Genomic DNA, 15,679 nt, shown 5'->3' with positions numbered 1-15,679 from the left:
GATGCGCCATGCTTAACCTAAAAATCAACAACGGCTCTTCATCGCCCAGCGAAGAAGACAACACCCTTGGCGAGGTAAGTCATTAATATAAAAAACTAAAACGTAATTTAAGACGAGCGGATGACTTTCTTCCCATCCGCTCGTTGATAATTGTCCAGCTTACCCGAGCACTCATGGTACAATCATCGGTCTTGTACCGAGTACGATTCTTCGACTAAGTTTTTATAAAAGCAATCAATCGACTACGCAAAGTCGAGATGGAGTTAACATTGAGCGTAAAAATTCACTATCAAAACACGCATTTCATTACCAGTGCGCCAGACATTCGCCATCTTCCCGCCGATGACGGTATCGAAATTGCGTTTGCCGGACGTTCAAATGCTGGCAAATCAAGCGCTCTCAATCGCTTAACCAACCAAAAAAGCTTGGCGAAAACCAGTAAAACTCCTGGAAGAACTCAGTTAATTAATCTATTTAAAGTCACCGATGGTTGCCATATCGTTGATTTACCGGGTTATGGCTTTGCACAAGTACCACTAGAAATGAAAAAGAAGTGGCAAAAATCACTGGGTGAGTATCTGCAACAGCGCTCTAGCCTAAAAGGCTTGGTGGTGTTAATGGATATCCGCCATCCAATGAAAGATCTCGACCAGCAATTGGTCTTGTGGGCGGTTGAATGTGCCATTCCGGTGCAAGTGCTACTGACGAAAGCGGACAAATTGAAAAGTGGTGCCCGTAAAGCCCAGCTCAACAAGATCAGAGAAGAGTCATTATCGTTCGGTGGTGATGTCAGTGTCGATGTGTACTCGTCGCTAAACGGTTTAGGGGTTGATACCTTACGCAGTAAACTCGATAGTTGGTTTATGCCAGAAGTATTGCGTCGTACCGAGCAACCGTTATCAACCGACGAGCCACCTGTCGCTTAGTCATCATTCGTTTGTTGATTTATCTCCAAGCAATAAAAATCCCCACCATCCTGGTGGGGCAACGGGAGAGAAATAGGAAGTCATTATTGTTATAGCGCTAGCATTCCTCAATCCCGCAAAAATTACAAGACGCTACCACCGACAATCTTGCTTCAACACCACAAAACATATCGCCATTTTTAATTTATTAATCAATAAATTAAATCAAAAAAACCACCATCCTATAGACTTGGTTTTTCGCTAAAAAGAATCGAAAGTGTGAATGACGTTTAATGACAATACTGATCAAAAACCATCGTCAATCAGCTTTATATTGAGGCGCTGCTTAGCCGAAATAATCGACCAGATTTCAGCCGCGAAGATTGATGATACGAGAGATAAAAAGATGGGAAGCGCACAATAAAAAACGCCCCAGTCAATAATCGACTGGGGCGGCTGAATCAGCCTAATCCAATAACGTGAAACAAAAGGTCTGAAAGATAGAACATCTTACCTCTGTACCCTACGGAATTAAATCTACAGCAACTGGTCATAAATGAAAATAGTTTTTGTAGTTTTTTTTCATTAAAATTTTATTAAAATACATAAACACTTGAAAATCACTCAATTTTTTTCGATTAAAAAAAAGCCAGCGATAAGACGCTGGCTAGAATAATTGATTGATTTTATGCTAAATCGACGTTAATGGGCTTCATCCCAGTTGTTTCCGTGACCAGCATCAGCCACTAACGGAACGTTAAGTTGGGCAGCAGATTCCATCAATTCTTGTACTTTACTTTCAATTTCGGATAAAGCTGACTCTTGCACTTCAAAAACTAGTTCATCGTGTACTTGCATTAACAGTTTTACGCGTCCTTGCCCCTCTGTCTCGATCCAATTATCCACTAATAGCATCGCTTTTTTAATGATATCAGCGGCAGTACCTTGCATCGGTGCATTGATCGCCGCCCGCTCAGCGGCTTTACGACGCATGCCATTCCGTGATTGAATTTCAGGTAAATGCAAACGACGACCAAAGAGCGTTTCCACATACCCTTGCTCTGCCGCCATACTGCGCGTCTCTTCCATATAACGCAGCACACCCGGATAACGTTCAAAATATTTGTCCATATAATGCTGAGCTTCAGAACGCGGAATACCGAGTTGCTTAGCAAGACCAAAGGCGCTCATGCCATAAATCAATCCGAAGTTGACCGCTTTGGCGCGGCGACGCTGCTCACTGGTTACCTGATCAATACTCACGCCAATGATTTCTGCTGCCGTCGCGGTATGGATATCCTTGCCTTGCTGGAAAGCGTCCAGCAACGCAGGATCGCCAGACAAATGAGCCATGATTCGTAATTCAATCTGTGAGTAGTCGACTGCCATGATTTTCCAGCCCGCTGGAGCGATAAAGGCCTGACGAATACGACGTCCTTCTTGATTGCGGATCGGAATATTTTGTAAGTTTGGATCGGTTGAAGACAAACGTCCTGTCGCCGTTACCGCTTGATGATAAGAAGTGTGCACCCGCCCAGTTGTTGGGTTGATCATCTTTGGTAGCTTGTCTGTGTAGGTCGACTTTAATTTAGCCAATCCACGGTATTCAAGGATCACCGCTGGTAACGGATAATCTAACGCCAATTCTTGCAGCACTTCTTCGTTAGTCGATGGCGTACCTGATGGCGTTTTTTTCACCACAGGTAACTTCATCTGCTCAAACAAAATCGTTTGTAATTGCTTTGGTGAGCTTAAATTAAATTCTTGATCAGCCAGCTCATAGGCTTTGCGCTCGAGCTCAACCAAACGCTGGGCAATTTCTTGAGATTGAATCGCCAGTAATTGATCGTCAATCAATACGCCTGTGCGCTCCATACGTGATAACACCGGCACTAATGGCACCTCAATATCACGATAAACAGCGAATAGCGGCGCATCCGCCTCAAGCAAGGCTTGTAAACGATGGTGTAACCTTAGTGTCACATCGGCATCTTCCGCGGCGTATGGCGCAGCCTGTTCAAGATCGATTTGATTGAAGGTCAGTTGATTTTTGCCCTTACCAGCCACTTGCTCAAAAGAAATGCAGCTATGTTGTAAAAAGCGTAGCGCTAAGCTATCCATATCCTGCTTACCACCAACGCTGTTATAGACATAAGAAGCCAGCATCGTATCATGAGCAATGCCACGCATCGTTATCCCATAACGCGCCACAACACTGGCGTCGTATTTCAGATTTTGACCAACTTTAGCCAATTGAGGATCTTCTAATAGCGGTTTTAGCTGCGCCAGTACCCAATCACGGTCCAGCTGCTGAGGCGCATCAAGATAGTCATGCCCAACGGGCACATACGCCGCCTCTCCTTCTGCTACGGCAAACGAGAGACCCACCAAATTAGCGACCATATAATCGAGACTGTCTGTTTCCGTATCAAACGCAAACACTTCGGCTTGTTTGAGCTTGGCTAACCATATCGCAAAACTCTGTTCATCAAGGATCGTTTGGTACTGACTGCGATCAATCGTTACCGCTGAGTGCTCACTCATCACCGTGTGCGCTTGGCCAGAGGCCACTTCTCGCTGGGTGATAGGTTCACGAGCTTCAACCACGCCATTACCGCCGTCTAAGAGTTCCGTTAACCAAGATTTAAACGCCATTTTTCCATACAGCGCAATTAAGGCGTCGCAGTCGGGAGTGGTTTTCAATAAAGACTGCGGCGTGTGATCCAATGCAACATCGAGCTTAATCGTGGCTAACTGATAAGATAACCAAGCATTGTCACGATTTTCTTCCAGCTTCTTGGCCATGGTTTTTGAACCACGGAAGCCTAACTCCGCAATTTTATCTAAATTGGCATATAACGCCTCAAGGCCACCAATCCCTTGTAACAAGGCGGTCGCGGTTTTATCACCCACACCGGGAACGCCAGGAATGTTATCGACTTTATCGCCCATCAAAGCGAGATAATCGATGATCAACTCAGGCGGAATACCAAATTTTTCAATCACCCCTTCGCGATCCATGACGACATTGGTCATGGTGTTAATCAAAGTGACATGATCGTTGACTAATTGCGCCATATCTTTATCACCGGTACTGATCAGCACTGGCATTCCCGCTTGCGATGCTTGCGCCGCTAAGGTGCCGATCACATCATCCGCTTCCACACCTTCAATCGAAATCAGCGGTAAACCCATTGCACGAATAATCTGATGCAAAGGTTCAATTTGACATCTTAGGTCATCCGGCATCGGAGGGCGATGAGCTTTATACTGATCGTACATGTCATCACGAAAGGTTTTACCCTTCGCATCGAAAATCACGGCCATGCGCTCTGAAGCAAATTGACGCATCATGGCACGCAACATATTAACGACCCCATACACCGCATTGGTCGGGATCTCACCATTGGTCATGGTGCCTGGATAGGCGTGAAACGCGCGGTATAAATAAGAGGAGCCATCGATCAAAATGAGGGGGTTATCAGGGATACGAGCCATAGTTTTGCTATCCGATCAGAAACAATAAGCGCCTAGGATGCCATGACTGCTGCTTGGTTTCCATGCTGATCAAGCTGACTCGTTGCCTAAGCGTGCACCGAGATCGGTTCTGCCTCCCCTTCATCTGTGGATAAGTCTGTTCATAGATTTTATCCACACCGCCATCACTCTCTTTTTACCACTGCCAATCAAAATAAAAGTTACTGATATTTAAGGGTTTTAATCCAGATCGACAAAGACAGCAATGATCCTTTAACGATCATCCATTGTGGAAAAGATACTTGCTGTCCTTTTGCTCACGCTGAGATCCCGCTCGAAATTAGCTGATTACAATTACAACAGTCTCATCCAATCTTGCTGACGTCATTGAGTAAAATCTACTCATGTGACAGATTGACTTGCCGAACTCATAGCATAAAAAAAGCGACACCCGAAGATGTCGCCTAGCCGTATGCTGGTGAAGCTAATGGTAAAATCAACTCCCCAAAAAGCTAAATATTACACTGGAAGCAATGTGAGCAATGTCGTGTCAAAAAGAATCTGTGTTACCCAATAACCTCTCCTCTGCTTATCCGCTAGCAATAGATAAAGCTAACATAATCAGCAGGTCTGTTGTTGAACTCGACTTATCCCCTAAGACAAGGTTAATAATAATCGTTCTCATCTTAATGTCAACACCCAAATGAGAAAAAATCTCATTTGTTGATCTGCCCCACTTTTATTGTGAGTGTGAGGTAGCTTTTATTTTGAGTGTGAGGTAGCTTTTATTTTGAGGTGGCTTTCTGACGCAAATGCTTCGCCGCTTGAGCGTGATCATCGGCTAACCATTCAGCGACTTGTTTAGCAAAATAGGTCAAAATGCCGTCGGCTCCAGCGCGCTTAAAGCACAATAGTGACTCCATAACGGTTTCACGTTCTTTAAGCCAACCATTTAAGATCGCCGCTTTATGCATCGCATATTCACCAGACACTTGATAAGCAAAAGTGGGCACTTGCAACTCACTTTTCACTCGGCGTACCACATCAAGATAGGGCATACCGGGCTTAACCATCACCATATCCGCGCCTTCGTTAATATCCATCGCGACTTCATGCAATGCTTCATCACTGTTGGCCGGATCCATCTGATAGTTTTTCTTATTGCCCCCTTTGAGATTACTTGCCGATCCGACCGCATCACGAAACGGCCCATAGTAACAAGACGCATATTTCGCCGAATAAGCCATGATCTGAGTATGGATATGCCCCGCCTCTTCAAGCGCTTGGCGAATTTTACCAATTCGTCCATCCATCATGTCTGATGGTGCGACAACATCCGCGCCGGCTTGAGCATGGGACAATGCTTGCTTAATCAATACCTCGGTCGTTGCTTCGTTGAGCACATAGCCACTTTCATCAATGATCCCATCTTGGCCATGCGTGGTAAAAGGATCTAAAGCCACGTCGGTAATCACGCCCATTTGAGGGACATGCGCTTTCAGTAATTTGATCGCACGCTGCACTAATCCATCCGGATTATAGGCTTCTGAAGCATCGAGACTTTTTGCATCTGGAGTCACGACCGGAAACAGGGCGATGGCTGGAATTCCTAATTGCGCTAAATATTGCGCTTCTTCTAACATCAAATCGATAGATAGACGTTCAACACCGGGCATCGACTCTACCGCTTCACGACGATCTTTACCCATTAAGATAAACATCGGATAGATCAAGTCATTCACCGAGACGCTGTGCTCTGCGACTAAGCGACGACTAAAATCATGTTTGCGTAAACGGCGTAAACGACGGCCAGGGAACTGACCTTGGATTGATACAGACACTCGACTCTCCTTAGTTGTCGAACCGCACAGCAGTGATAGGACCACCAGCGGTCGTGATTGGAACGTGTAGTCGTGAAATCATATCACTCTAATCACTTGGCGCTAGGCTCAATCCAAGAAAAGGCGAAAAATGATCTCCGTGGCCCACTCGCGTATACTGCTTCTTTATCGAATATCATCCCGCTGACGATAGCTCGGAAGCGTCAACAGCCACTAACCATAAAGAGATTACGATGATTGATACCCATGCCCATGTTTACGCCAGTGAATTTGATCACGATCGCGACCAAGTGATAAAACGTGCGATTGAACAAGGTATTGAGCACATTTTGTTACCCAATATCGATCTCGACTCTATCGCTCCTATGCTCGCTACCGAAGCGGCTTATCCTGATTTATGCCGATCGATGATGGGCCTGCATCCTTGCTATGTAAACGCCGACGTCAAACAAACGCTCGAGCAGATAGAATACTGGTTTACACAACGCGAGTTTATTGCCGTAGGTGAAATCGGCATTGATTTGTACTGGGACAAAACCTATCAAGCCGAACAAGAGATGGCATTGATTACCCAACTGAACTGGGCAAAAAGTCTTAACTTACCGGTCGTCATTCATACTCGTGATTCCATCGATCAAACCTTAGCCCTACTCAAGCAAGAGCAAAATGGTCAATTACGCGGTGTTTTCCATTGTTTTGGCGGAACGATTGAACAAGCCAAAGCGATCAATGATCTTGGCTTTCACTTAGGTTTAGGCGGAGTATCAACGTTTAAAAATGGCGGAATGGATAAAGTAATTCCAGCGCTCGATTTGAACTATCTGGTATTAGAAACCGATTGTCCTTACCTAGCGCCAGTGCCGCATCGCGGTAAACGTAATGAGCCAGCGTACACTCGATTAGTCGCAGAGCGAATTGCAGAGTTACGCGGCCTAAGCACCGAGTACGTCGACCAATTCACCACTAACAATGCCAAAGCCTTATTTAAGTTATAACCAACGACGACCAAGCCATCGCGATATCGCGATTACTCTTGCGCCTCACGCGGCTCTCGCTGGCCGTAAAAGCGCGCAAAAAACAGCCCAACTTCAAATAACAAGCACATAGGTATGGCTAATAGGGTTTGAGAAATAATATCCGGTGGCGTGAGTAGCATGCCAATCACAAAAGCGGCGACCACAATATAGGGCCGCTTTTCACTGAGCGCTTTCGGTGTTGTCGCGCCAGTCCAACACAGCAAAATAATCGCCACGGGAACCTCAAACGCAATACCAAACGCCAAAAAGAGCGACAACACAAAGTCTAAATAACTAGCGATATCGGTAGCAAATTGTACGCCCCCCAGCGAAATAGCAGTAAAAAAGCCAAACACTAACGGAAACACTACAAAGTAAGCAAAGGCAACACCACAATAAAACAGCAAAGAACTGGAAACCAACAGTGGAAAAATCAACCGACGCTCATGTTTGTACAAACCAGGGGCAACAAACGCCCAGACTTGATACAAGATATACGGCACCGATAAAAAGATAGCGACAATTAACGTCAGTTTCAGGGGCGTAAAAAATGGCGAAGCGACATCAGTAGCAATCATCGTCGCACCAGCAGGCAAACGCTCAACCAAAGGCCGCGAAACAAACTCGTAAATCGTATTTGAAAAATAAATCAAACCAATAAAAACGACGATCACCGCCGCAATACTGCGTAATAAACGGTCACGTAATTCAAGTAAATGGGCGATGAGCGGCTGGGTTTGTTCAGCGGATGACATAACAACCTCGGTTAATATGGAGTACAAGTAATCAGTATCAGCTGATGACGGTTTCATCACAGAAAGAGACTATCGCTGTCGTGGCGCGATACTACGCCAACTCAATCACCGTTTTTATAAAGCCGAACCGTTCGGCTTACTCTGGCGCTTTGTTGGGTGTTTTTTTTGTCACAGGTAAGTCTGCTGTCGGGTTTGTTGGTTTCAGCGCAGAAACCGAGTCTGGCTCGACAATGTTCTCAGCATTAGCACCATAAGAACGCTGCACATCCTGTGCTGCTTTTTTTAGTGTATCGACCGATTCTTGTAGCTCTGGCGATAGATTTTTCATCCCCATTTGCTCAGCTTTACGTAATTGCTCTTGCAGTTCCTGCACTTTTAGCTCTTGGGCCAACTCTTCTTTGACGCTATTTGCCATCCCTTTGGCAGTAGCAACAAATTTAGCCACACTGCGTATTGCATGAGGTAAACGCTCTGGGCCCAGCACAACCAGTGCAACCACCGAGATCAATACCAGCTCCCAAAAACCGATATCAAACACAGCTTACACCTTCTCTTGGTCTTTTTTGGCTTCCGCCGTACTTTCCGTTTTCTGTTGCTGTAGATTTTTCTGCTCAAAATCGGCATCTTTCTTCGTCGGATCTTCTTCTTCAGCCATCGCCTTTTTGAAGCCTTTCACCGCACTGCCTAAGTCACTACCTATGCCACGTAATTTCTTAGTGCCAAATAATAAAACAACGATCACCGCAATAATAAGCAGTTGCCAAATACTGATACCACCCATTTTCTCTACCTCGGGTTATGTGTTACACAATGATGAATTCTTCAGTGAATCCAAGTTATCGACGATACACTCGCCAGCTTAACCACCAGCTAATTGCACCCGCCATCACCGCTCCCATCGCTAATGAAGGGTAGTCGGTTAATAATAAAGCAGAGCATACGACTAAAGTGGCGCCAACACCAAATAAAAACTGCCCGGTCGATTGCTGCCGCTTCGATGTACAGTAGCCTTGATAAAACTGCTCCATACGCAGATTGAGGTTTTTCCCCTGTTTTAAGCTGTCATAGAGTAGCTCGGGTAATTCTGGGAGTTTCTCCGCCCAAAATGGCGCTTTCTCTTTGACCGCGTTAATCACCGCCTGAGGACCAACCTGATTACGCATCCATTTTTCTAAAAAGGGTTTTGCGGTTTGCCACAAATCTAATTGCGGATAAAGCTGACGACCTAATCCCTCAACATACAACAACGTTTTTTGCAGTAATACCAGTTGGGGCTGCACTTCCATTTCAAACCGTCTGGCGGTATTAAACAAATTCAATAACACGTGACCAAACGATATTTCACACAAAGGCTTAGCAAAAATCGGCTCACAAACAATGCGAATCGCGACTTCAAACTCATCGATATTGGTATCGTAGGGCACCCATCCTGAGTCAACATGCAACTGCGCCACTTTACGGTAATCACGATTAAAAAATGCTAAAAAATTCTCTGCCAAATAACGCTTATCTTCAGCATTTAACGTGCCGACAATCCCGCAATCTAAACCAATCCATTGCGGATTTTCTGGATGTTCAGGATTAACAAATACGTTACCCGGATGCATATCTGCATGGAAAAAACTATCGCGAAATACTTGGGTAAAAAACACTGTCACTCCACGCTCGGCCAACAGTTTCATATTGGTGCCGTTGGCTTTTAACCCCGCCAAATCTGACACTTGAATACCATAAATGCGTTCAGAGACCATGACCGTTTTATTACTAAAATCGGTGATGATTTCTGGTACGTACAGTTCTTCGCTGTTTTCAAAATTACGACGCAGTTGGATTGCATTGGCGGCTTCTCGTCGTAGGTCCAGTTCATCGAGTAAGGTTTTTTCATACTCACGTACCACTTCAACCGGTTTTAAACGACGTGCTTCTGGCGTCATTTTGGCAATAATACGCGCTAAGCGGTACATCAGTTTTAGATCCGCATCAATAACGGGGCGAATATCGGGACGGATCACTTTCAAGACAATGTTGCGACCATTAGATTTGAGTTTCGCGGTATGCACTTGAGCAATGGACGCCGAAGCTAAAGGCTCAATATCAAACTCATCAAACCAAGTATCTAATGGCCCGCCGAGCGCTTGCTCCATATGTTGCTGCGCTAAAGCACCATCAAACGGAGCAACTTTGTCTTGCAACATCGCCAATTGATCAGCGATATGCGGTGGGAATAAATCTCGTCGAGTTGACATCATCTGACCAAATTTAATCCACACTGGACCAAGTTCTTGTAACGCAAGGCGCAGCCGTTCACCCAGAGGCTTATCGGAATGTTGATTACGAATCCAAAACAACATTTTACGTGCCAGTAATGGCGCTTTGCTTAATTGGTGTTGTGGGATCAGCTCATCTAAACCATATTCAAGCTGAACTTTGATGATGCGATATAAACGCTTAACTTCTGCAGGAGTCATACTTTTCCCAGTAACTGATGCAATTTGGCTTCTAAACGAGCGGCATGACTTTTTACTTCATCCACTTGATCACAAAAATCAGCGATTTCTAATGGCGGAGGAGCAATACGCCACTCTTCGGTGAGGACTTGGGCGACATAATGTTGCTGTTTGACAAAGTGGCTGGTCACTTGCTGATGCACATCCTTAATGCCTTGCACTACAGTATGAGCGACCACATCGCCAGTAATACGTGATAACCACTCTTCAAGATCGGGCTTACAATCTGTCAATAATTGAGCAAATTTTTGTGCTAGCTGAATATCGCCTTGTAACACTAGTTTGTCTTGTTTAATCAGTTGCGTGATATTGGCCTGCTCACGCAACTCAGGCAAAATAGTCAATGATAACGACAAGTAGCAATCGGGCTGAGCTTCATAAGCACCAAGCACATCAATTTGCTGACTGAATACAAAAGTAAAGGTTTGATCGATCTCTTTAATATGCAGCTGTATCACTTGCCCTTTCAAACGAGTAAGTCGACGGTGCAGTTGTGGATCATCCTCAATTAAGGTATTGAGCGTGGTTTCCATCACCGCAGTGATCAAAGATTGAAACGGCATAACATAAGACCCCTTAGAATTTGTAACCACGGTGTAAAGCGACAATACCGCCAGTGAGGTTATAGTAAGTGGTTTGTTCAAAGCCTGCGCTCTCCATCATGCCTTTTAACGTCTCTTGATCAGGATGCATGCGAATCGATTCAGCCAGATAACGATAACTTTCTGCGTCATTAGCAATCAACTGGCCCATTTTCGGCAACAGATGAAACGAGTAGGCATCGTATATTTTGGAGAGTGGTTCAAGGACAGGTTTAGAGAATTCGAGCACGAGTAAACGACCACCCGGTTTTAATACTCGATACATCGAGCGTAGCGCTTGATCTTTATCGGTCACATTACGCAAACAAAAACTGATCGTGATGCAGTCAAAATAGTTATCGGGAAACGGCAATTCTTCGGCATTAGCTTGCACATAATGCACGTTACCGACAATGCCTCGATCGCGCAGCTTATCACGGCCCACATTGAGCATTGAATTATTAATGTCCGCTAAGATCACATGGCCTTTTTCACCGACAATACGCGAAAACTTGGCAGTTAAATCCCCCGTACCACCGCCGAGATCAAGAATTTTCTGTCCAGGACGCGCACCCGCACAATCAATCGTAAAACGCTTCCATAAGCGATGAATACCACCAGACATCATGTCATTCATGATGTCGTATTTGGCAGCGACAGAATGAAATACTTGCGCCACTTTGGTGACTTTTTCGTCTTTGGCGACGGTAGTAAAACCGAAATGGGTGGTTTCTTGATTGTCTATTGTTGTATTGGTTTGCACGCTGATATCCGTCATTGTTATTCCTCTTGGGCAGTCTTACACCTAAACTGCAACTGCGGACGATTAGTTTACTTTATCCTCAGTGGGATGTCTTTCTAGTAAAGGCGCAAAATCAGGATCCGATTCACGCTGCGCTTGTTCAACCAACTCACTCGCTATCGAACGTTTAATCTCCACCCCAAGCTGCTTAAAACTTTCCGCCTGACGTATCGCATTACCACGCCCTGTGGCCAGTTTATTCATCGCCGATTGATAGCTCTGATTAGCGCGATCCAGTGCACCGCCTAAACCTTGCATATCTTCTACGAACAAACGCAGCTTATCGTACAATTTACTGGCTCGTTCTGCGATCTCTTGCGCATTTTGATTTTGACGTTCATAACGCCAGAGGTTATCAATGGTACGTAGCGCTACTAATAAAGTGGTTGGGCTGACTAAAATAATATTTTGCTCAAGGGCATCTTTGACTAGGCTTGGATCCGCTTGAATCGCCACCTGAAAGGCCGGCTCGACCGGAATAAACATCAGCACATAATCTAAACTGTGTAGCCCTTTCAACTGGTGATAATCTTTTTGACTCAAGCCTTTCAGGTGATTACGCAGCGCCGATAAATGGTCGTGCAGAGCACGATCGCGTTCACTATCGGTCTCGGCATTAAAGTAGCGCTCGTAAGCCACCAGTGCCATTTTTGAATCAATCACCACTTGCTTATTGTGTGGTAAATGGACGATCACATCGGGTTGATAACGTTTCCCAGCGGAATTTTGTAGGCTGACTTGGGTGTGATATTCATGCCCTTCGCGCAAACCTGATTCTGCCAATACCCGAGCAAGCACCACTTCGCCCCAATTGCCCTGCTGCTTATTATCCCCTTTTAAGGCTTGGGTGAGATTGAGCGCTTCTTTGGCCATTTGCTCATTCAATTGCTGCAAGTTACGCAGCTCATGTACTAAGGTATGCCGCTCTTTCGCTTCTTGGTTAAAACTGTCATTGACCTGTTTTTTAAACCCTTCGAGCTGCTCTTTCAGTGGATTAAGCAGCCCAGCTAAACTCTGTTGGTTTTGCGCATCAACTTTTGCCGTTTTGTGTTCAAATACCTGATTAGCAAGTTGCTCAAATTGCTGCTTTAAACGCTCTTCAGCTCGCTCAAGCAATTGCAGCTTATCTTGACTGGCCGCGAGTTGCTGCTCATGTCGGGCTTGCTGCTCATGGAGTTGCACTTCCAATTGAGTTTTGAGATCGCGCATCTGGTTCAATTGCTCAGCATAAGCCAAACGCTCTTGTTTGATCGCTTCAAAATGGCGTAATTTTTCTATCACCGCCATCATCTTGCCATGCGCTTGTTTTAACTCAAATTCCGCTTTATCACGCTGCTGATCAAGCTCATCTAACTCTTGCTGAGCTTGCTGTAACGACTGCTCTAGCTGCGTTTTTTGTTGTTGATGCCAACGGGCTTCGCTCGCTAATTGCTGCTCTAGTAGTTGCAGTGAGAACTGCATTTTCTGTTTTACCCACCAGCCAGTGGTAATCGCGGCAACGCCAGCGGCAGAGAGCGCAGCCAACCAGGTGGCTGCCTGTTCAATGATCCATTGCATATCAAGCACTTCATCAATTATCACTTTAATTAAAAATGGTATGGTGATACTGGATAAATGTCCAGTTTACTGACTGGTTTTTCCACCGTAGATTAGCACTTTGCACAAAGTAACCACACAATGACGTGTCACAGTGCGGGCTGCCAATCAAGGTCGCTAACCATTAGCAAGGAGTAGAAGCATGAATGAGCGCCGAGCGCTTGGACTGGCGTTATCCGCCGTGTTACTTTGGTCAACGGTCGCGACCGCGTTCAAACTCACCTTAGCCGAGCTGACTCCAATTCAAATGCTGACCATGGCGAGCATCGTCTCCGCGTGTACCTTAGCCATCATTTGTGGCCTACAAGGTAAACTGGCACAGCTTATCCCGACCTTTATCGCCAATCCGTTTTACTATTGCTTGCTCGGTTTGATTAATCCGCTCGCCTATTATTTATTGCTCTTTAAAGCCTACGCTTTACTGCCCGCCTCTCAAGCACAAGCGATTAACTACAGTTGGGCAATTACACTCACCTTAATGGCGGCGCTATTTCTAGGCCAAACGATCCGCAAGCAAGATTGGCTCGCCTGCGCAGCAAGTTATTTTGGCGTATTGGTGATTGCCACTCAAGGCAACTTACTGGAATTACAATTTGAAAGCCCACTTGGCGTCACTCTGGCTTTATGCTCAACGTTATTATGGGCAGGATATTGGATTTTAAATACCAAGAACCAAGCGGATCCGGTGGTTGGCCTACTGCTCGGCTTTCTGGTTGCTATTCCCTGCGCGATGGGTTTAAGCCTTTATGAGGGAGCCTCATGGCTAACTATTTCGTGGCAAGGCTGGCTGGCGGTGAGCTATGTTGGCTTATTTGAGATGGGAATTACCTTTGTGCTCTGGCTGAGCGCTTTGAAAAGTACTCAAAATACCGCGCGGATCAGTAATCTTATTTTTGCCTCGCCATTTATCTCTTTGATTTTATTGGCGACCATTATCGGTGAGCGCATTCATCCCACCACCATTATCGGTTTAGTGTTTATTATTAGCGGATTAGTGATTCAGCAAATGAAATTCTCAGCCCGCACTAAGCCAAGAAAAGCACGGCCATAAAACCCACCAGCGCAGCGGGTCAGGTACTTGTGCAGTGACAATAAAGTTTGCCTGTAAGACTCAAATGAGACAATAAAGTTTGCCCGTAACAATTCACACAGTGTGTTTCGAATAAGGTTCTATGTTACGGCTAGTAACTTGGGTTGAAAGGTATGAAGAAGACCACTTCCCATTTTAAGTTAGCTAATCATCAGCTGGCTCAGCTTTGCCCCATTATTGGTTAGAGCTGGCACTTCCTCTCACCTCATTGACTCGTCATTTGGCAAAATTTTGTTTATGTATGAATGTGTCTACAGAATCGAGGCGACATCAGTATGAAATCGGTTCATTATCTAATGTAGTTAAGGTATTTTTGATGTTTTGCGGTTCGAACGATAATACCCGTAAATTTAATGATGGTGTTGGTATGACAATAGGTAAGAAAATCGAGCAGCTTCGTACTGGTGATTTGGTTCTACATTGCGTTCAGGTCGAAGTGTTTCAAAAAATGGATAATGGGCTCAAAATGTTAGGCCACGGAACTATTAAGGTTAACGATGTTGGGACAATTTATATGGAGTTCATTTGCACCTCCAGTGCGAATGTACCACGTGGGTGTTCATTTGGTGCTATGCTCTGAGGGATCCCCTCATAATTTCCCCAAAGCGCAACCGTACCTGAATAGATTTTGAGCAAGTATGGTTGCAGCTACGAGCAAGTCTTTCCTCGTTATTGCGTAGCCAGAATGCCGCAGAACTTCCATACCTAAGCGCACTGTTGAGAGTACATTTCGATTACTGACAGTGTTCGCTTGAAAGTGTTTATCCCAACCTTGTTTCTGTGCATGTACGCCAACAAGCCAAAATGTCAGTTGAAGCATTAGGGCGATTAGTAGCATGATATCAAAGCGCTCTGGGTTGCTAGTTCGGCTATGGCGGAGTCCTAGACCGTATGCTGGGCTTTTCAAGTCTCGGAAGGTTTCTTCTATCTGCATACGCTTTGAGTAGATCCTAACGAGTTGCTTGGGTGTTCGGATTTCAACGGGCAAGTTAGTCGCTAAAACCCATGGTTCTTTTGTCGAAGCGGAGTAGATTTTAGGTGATGGATGATGACAATTAGTCCGTGTCGAACGCTGATTTTTTCGGCCTTTAGGACGTGATTTATACAGT

Annotated in this window: 15 protein-coding genes; 4 read left to right on the top strand and 11 right to left on the bottom strand. The window is 45.2% G+C overall.

Annotated features, from left to right (window positions below):
- Positions 1-269 precede the first annotated feature (269 nt).
- Complete coding sequence (yihA, locus tag CAG58_RS03000; RefSeq protein ID WP_004393907.1) at positions 270-926, top strand: ribosome biogenesis GTP-binding protein YihA/YsxC; 657 nt, start codon at positions 270-272, stop codon at positions 924-926.
- Positions 927-1,366: 440 nt separating this feature from the next.
- On the opposite strand, the gene CAG58_RS17125 is transcribed toward yihA, so the two are convergent.
- The 3 genes from CAG58_RS17125 to hemB form a co-directional block, all read right to left on the bottom strand.
- Positions 1,367-1,414, bottom strand: coding sequence for a hypothetical protein (locus CAG58_RS17125; RefSeq protein ID WP_438356636.1), 48 nt, complete (start codon positions 1,412-1,414; stop codon positions 1,367-1,369).
- 193 nt (positions 1,415-1,607) lie between these two features.
- Entirely contained in the window at positions 1,608-4,403 is a 2,796-nt protein-coding gene (gene polA, locus CAG58_RS02995; protein ID WP_154169778.1) for a DNA polymerase I, read from the bottom strand.
- A gap of 764 nt (positions 4,404-5,167) precedes the next feature.
- Positions 5,168-6,223, bottom strand: coding sequence for a porphobilinogen synthase (hemB, locus tag CAG58_RS02990; protein ID WP_161425977.1), 1,056 nt, complete (start codon positions 6,221-6,223; stop codon positions 5,168-5,170).
- Between the two features lie 233 nt (positions 6,224-6,456).
- On the opposite strand from hemB, the gene CAG58_RS02985 reads away from it, so the two are divergent.
- Positions 6,457-7,218: a TatD family hydrolase gene (locus tag CAG58_RS02985; RefSeq protein ID WP_161425976.1), complete on the top strand. Its 762-nt coding sequence runs from the start codon at positions 6,457-6,459 to the stop codon at positions 7,216-7,218.
- Positions 7,219-7,250: 32 nt separating this feature from the next.
- Here the strand turns inward: CAG58_RS02985 and tatC are convergent, their stop codons facing one another.
- From tatC to rmuC, 7 genes are all read right to left on the bottom strand, one after another.
- Positions 7,251-7,994, bottom strand: a complete 744-nt coding sequence (gene tatC / locus CAG58_RS02980; protein WP_154169772.1) for a twin-arginine translocase subunit TatC — start codon at positions 7,992-7,994, stop codon at positions 7,251-7,253.
- Positions 7,995-8,130: 136 nt separating this feature from the next.
- Positions 8,131-8,532 carry a Sec-independent protein translocase protein TatB gene (tatB, locus tag CAG58_RS02975; RefSeq protein WP_161425975.1) on the bottom strand — a complete coding sequence of 134 codons (402 nt, stop codon included), beginning with the start codon at positions 8,530-8,532 and terminating at the stop codon, positions 8,131-8,133.
- Positions 8,533-8,535: 3 nt separating this feature from the next.
- Positions 8,536-8,775: a Sec-independent protein translocase subunit TatA gene (gene tatA / locus CAG58_RS02970; RefSeq protein WP_004393899.1), complete on the bottom strand. Its 240-nt coding sequence runs from the start codon at positions 8,773-8,775 to the stop codon at positions 8,536-8,538.
- A gap of 55 nt (positions 8,776-8,830) precedes the next feature.
- Entirely contained in the window at positions 8,831-10,462 is a 1,632-nt protein-coding gene (gene ubiB / locus CAG58_RS02965) for a ubiquinone biosynthesis regulatory protein kinase UbiB (protein ID WP_161425974.1), read from the bottom strand.
- Entirely contained in the window at positions 10,459-11,064 is a 606-nt protein-coding gene (locus CAG58_RS02960) for a ubiquinone biosynthesis accessory factor UbiJ (protein WP_161425973.1), read from the bottom strand. Before CAG58_RS02960 ends, ubiB begins: the two co-directional genes overlap by 4 nt.
- Positions 11,065-11,077: 13 nt before the next feature.
- Complete coding sequence (gene ubiE, locus CAG58_RS02955; protein WP_154169764.1) at positions 11,078-11,860, bottom strand: bifunctional demethylmenaquinone methyltransferase/2-methoxy-6-polyprenyl-1,4-benzoquinol methylase UbiE; 783 nt, start codon at positions 11,858-11,860, stop codon at positions 11,078-11,080.
- Between the two features lie 48 nt (positions 11,861-11,908).
- Complete coding sequence (gene rmuC, locus CAG58_RS02950; RefSeq protein WP_161425972.1) at positions 11,909-13,441, bottom strand: DNA recombination protein RmuC; 1,533 nt, start codon at positions 13,439-13,441, stop codon at positions 11,909-11,911.
- Positions 13,442-13,622: 181 nt separating this feature from the next.
- Between rmuC and CAG58_RS02945 the strand changes: the two genes are divergently transcribed.
- Both CAG58_RS02945 and CAG58_RS02940 read left to right on the top strand, forming a co-directional pair.
- Positions 13,623-14,531, top strand: coding sequence for a DMT family transporter (locus tag CAG58_RS02945; protein WP_161429597.1), 909 nt, complete (start codon positions 13,623-13,625; stop codon positions 14,529-14,531).
- Positions 14,532-14,886: 355 nt separating this feature from the next.
- Positions 14,887-15,150: a hypothetical protein gene (locus tag CAG58_RS02940; protein WP_161429598.1), complete on the top strand. Its 264-nt coding sequence runs from the start codon at positions 14,887-14,889 to the stop codon at positions 15,148-15,150.
- A 9-nt stretch (positions 15,151-15,159) separates the two neighbouring features.
- Here CAG58_RS02940 and CAG58_RS02935 read toward each other — a convergent pair.
- Positions 15,160-15,679 (bottom strand): IS4 family transposase (locus CAG58_RS02935; protein WP_161429599.1); only part of this gene is annotated, 520 nt, incomplete at its 5' end.

It is taken from the genome of Vibrio sp. V31_P5A7T61 (assembly GCF_009904895.1).
Classification (GTDB): domain Bacteria; phylum Pseudomonadota; class Gammaproteobacteria; order Enterobacterales; family Vibrionaceae; genus Vibrio; species Vibrio metschnikovii.
The sequence above is the reverse complement of the archived record's forward strand: the minus strand, read 5'-3'. Positions and strand labels throughout refer to the sequence as shown.

Excerpts from the sequence above, each read along its gene's own strand:
- CAG58_RS02985 (WP_161425976.1), top strand. The coding sequence starts at position 6,457 with ATGATTGATACCCATGCCCATGTTTACGCCAGTGAATTTGATCACGAT.
- ubiE (WP_154169764.1), bottom strand. The coding sequence starts at position 11,860 with ATGACGGATATCAGCGTGCAAACCAATACAACAATAGACAATCAAGAA.
- CAG58_RS02945 (WP_161429597.1), top strand. The coding sequence starts at position 13,623 with ATGAATGAGCGCCGAGCGCTTGGACTGGCGTTATCCGCCGTGTTACTT.
- CAG58_RS02940 (WP_161429598.1), top strand. The coding sequence starts at position 14,887 with ATGTTTTGCGGTTCGAACGATAATACCCGTAAATTTAATGATGGTGTT.
- ubiB (WP_161425974.1), bottom strand. The coding sequence starts at position 10,462 with ATGACTCCTGCAGAAGTTAAGCGTTTATATCGCATCATCAAAGTTCAG.
- polA (WP_154169778.1), bottom strand. The coding sequence starts at position 4,403 with ATGGCTCGTATCCCTGATAACCCCCTCATTTTGATCGATGGCTCCTCT.
- tatC (WP_154169772.1), bottom strand. The coding sequence starts at position 7,994 with ATGTCATCCGCTGAACAAACCCAGCCGCTCATCGCCCATTTACTTGAA.
- tatA (WP_004393899.1), bottom strand. The coding sequence starts at position 8,775 with ATGGGTGGTATCAGTATTTGGCAACTGCTTATTATTGCGGTGATCGTT.
- CAG58_RS02960 (WP_161425973.1), bottom strand. The coding sequence starts at position 11,064 with ATGCCGTTTCAATCTTTGATCACTGCGGTGATGGAAACCACGCTCAAT.
- rmuC (WP_161425972.1), bottom strand. The coding sequence starts at position 13,441 with ATGCAATGGATCATTGAACAGGCAGCCACCTGGTTGGCTGCGCTCTCT.